The organism is Bacillus sp. JJ1521, from assembly GCF_036965165.1.
Lineage (GTDB): Bacteria > Bacillota > Bacilli > Bacillales > Bacillaceae_L > Ferdinandcohnia.
This window is the reverse complement of record NZ_JBALOX010000171.1, coordinates 1-3,187: the sequence shown is the minus strand read 5'-3', so window position 1 is coordinate 3,187 and position 3,187 is coordinate 1. Positions and strand designations below refer to the sequence as shown.

General features: G+C 36.8%; 2 protein-coding genes. Both read left to right on the top strand.

Annotation, left to right across the window (positions count from 1 at the left end; translation table 11 throughout):
- Positions 1-492 (top strand): carbohydrate ABC transporter permease (locus V7147_RS20215; RefSeq protein ID WP_335369613.1); only part of this gene is annotated, 492 nt, incomplete at its 5' end.
- A 13-nt stretch (positions 493-505) separates the two neighbouring features.
- A partial coding sequence (locus tag V7147_RS20210) for a glycoside hydrolase family 2 protein (RefSeq protein ID WP_335369612.1) occupies positions 506-3,187 on the top strand: 2,682 nt, incomplete at its 3' end.

Genomic DNA, 3,187 nt, shown 5'->3' with positions numbered 1-3,187 from the left:
CTGGCTGGATTGATGGTACCGATGGAATCAATTGTTGTTCCATTATTTAATATGATCGTTGACCTTGGGTGGGTGAACAGTTATAAAGCGCTTATTTGGCCAGGTATGATGCTTCCGCTAGCATTTTTAATTCTAAAACAATTTATTGACGGTATTCCGAATGAATTATTCGAAGCAGCTAAAATTGATGGTGCTGGTATCTTTACAATTTGGTGGAAAATTGTTGTACCACTTTCAAAAAGTTCGATGGCGGCAGTGAGTATCTTTATTTTTGTTCAATCATGGAATAATTTATTGTGGCCATTATTGGTAGCGCAGGAAACAAAAATGATGACTTTGCCAGTAGGTATACCTACTTTCCAAAGTATTTTTGCAACTGACTTAGCAGTACCAATGGCTTCAAACGTCTTAGCGAGTATCCCAGCATTGTTAGTGTTCTTATTGTTCCAGCGACATATCATCAAGGGAATATCAATGACGGGAATAAAATAATGGGGGAAGTAAAATGAGAGAGAAATTAAACTTAAATGGTGTTTGGGGCTTTCAAATTGACCCTAAAGATCAAGGAGAGATAGAAAGTTGGCATACCACTGGATTACCAGAAGCTATTAAAGTTGAAGTTCCACATATTTGGCAAAGGGAAGAAGAATATGTGAATTACTGTGGGACCGCTTGGTATGAAAAGGAATTTACTTTAGACAATATTGAAAACGAAAAAAAAATCTTCCTTTGTTTTGAAGCAGTTGATTTCCAAGCGAGGGTTTGGATTAATGACAGATACATTGGTGAGCATGAGGGTGGTTTTACACCTTTTGGGTTTGATATAACGGAATCAATCAAGGTAAATGAAAAAAATAGTCTTACTGTACGGGTTTATGATCCGCAAGATAACGCAGAAATTCCGATTGGTAAGCAGGGTAGTTGGTATACTAGGGTGAGCGGAATATGGCAGGGTGTATTTATAGAATCCAGAACGAATTGCTATATAAAAAATGTCCATGTTATTCCTTCTATTGAAGACAGCACTGTTGTGGCGAATGTACAATTAGCAGGTGATTATCAAGATAGAGTAACGGTGAGATATACCATTGCAAACCATATGGAAAAAGAAAATGTAACTGAAGTAAGTGGTATTATTCATCATGGTAAAGCATCAGAAAAAATTAGTCTTGCAAATGCCGTTTTATGGTCACCAGAGAATCCCCATTTGTATGATATGATTGTACAAGTTTACGATGCTGCAACTGGAAACTTACTAGATGAGTATCAAACATACTTTGGTATGAGAAAGATTGAATATAGTAATGGTCAGCTACTATTAAATAATCAACCGTTATTTGTTAGGGGTGCTTTAGATCAAGCCTATTATCCACATACGATTTATACAGCTCCATCTGATGAATGGATTCAAAATGAAATCAAGCTTGCCAAAGAAATGGGATTCAATCTGTTACGTAAACATATTAAAGTAGAAATCCCACAATATTTATATTGGGCGGATCGAATGGGAATGCTCATCTGGGCAGAGCCACCTAACTATATAAAATGGTCTGAGCAGAGTAGGAATCGATTTTACAGTGAATTAGTAACGATGATTGAGAGGGACTTTAATCACCCATCTATCATCATATGGTCACTGTATAATGAAGAATGGGGTCTTGAGTGGGATTTAGCAAATGATGTTGAGAAACAAGAATATGTCGTGAATATGTTTGATGACATAAAGTTACTTGATCCAACTCGTTTGATTTGTGATAATTCCGGATGGACCCATGTAAAAACGGATATAAATGACCATCACAGATATTTTGTGACACCAGAACAAGACAAGGATTGGAAATTAGACATCGATGATTATTTGATTGGAAATCCTACTAAAAACTTTGTAAAAGGATATGAATCAAATGGAGAACCTATCATAGTTTCGGAATTTGGTGTATGGGGGCTGCCTAGTGTTCAAAAATTAATCGATTATTACAAAGGAGAGCCTTCTTGGTTCGAGAATCTAGGCGATGATACCCATCGAAAAGATTTTAAAAGACCTTTAAATGCATTTGATAAATTTGATAAATACCAACTGGATCGGATATTCGGTGATCTTGAAAATCTATCACATTATTCTCAACGTAGAATGTATCGTTCGGTAAAAAATCTTATAGAGGAAATGCGGAAACGACCGGAAATTAATGGATATGTAATTACAGAATTCACCGATGTAGAATGGGAAACTAATGGTTGGCTAGATTACACTCGAGAAATGAAGGAAGGCTTTGAGCACGCAGGAGATTTCAATGGTAGCCTTGTTGTCATGGTCGATGGAGTCGAACGAAATCAATGGTGTGGAATCGAACAATCATGGGATATTATTCTTTCGAATCATGATTTGAAAGAATTAAAGGGAGTTATCAAGTGGGAAATCACAAATACCAATCTATCGGGTTTGATTGAAATAGATGAAGGTAGAAAGCCTTTTGTGAAATTACCAAATGCAATTCAATTTACAACTCCAAAGCTTGATCAATCAGAAGCTGTTACAATCCAAGTGAGCTTACAGATTGAGAATAAAGTTGTAGCAAAGAATGAAGAGGAATTTACGATTTCACCGGTTAATAAGGCTCTTGAGTTTACTGTATTCCCATATAAGATGGGTGAAGGGTTTGTATCGCATTTGGGATCAAATGGAATGCAAATCGCTGACAGCTTTGAAAATGCAGAAGTTGTTATTACTTCATTTTTAGATAAAGATGTACTTGAGTACTATCGTTTGGGTGGTAGAGTGTTGTTCTTAGCAGAGGATGGAGACCGTCTTCTAGATAAGGGGCAATTTACCTTCCGCCAGTTAGCCCAAGGCGAAAGTTGGGATAGAACATCATCCTTTAATTATGTAGACAAGACCTATTTTGAATCAATCCCTCTTAATTACGAAATGGGTTGGGAGTTTGAAAATCTATTCCCGGAATATATCATTCCATTCAGCAATTATAATAAATTAGGTGGGACAATGGGGCGTGTTGTCTACATGTTCGGAAATGAAAATATTACAGAAAACAGTAAGATTGTGTCTGGATACTTTCAAGGATGGATTGGCCAAGCGGGTGGTTCACTACTAGTACAAAGAAACGCAAAAGGTAGTTTAACAACCACAACTTGGAAACTCATAGACAACTATGGGTCACATCCGATCGCG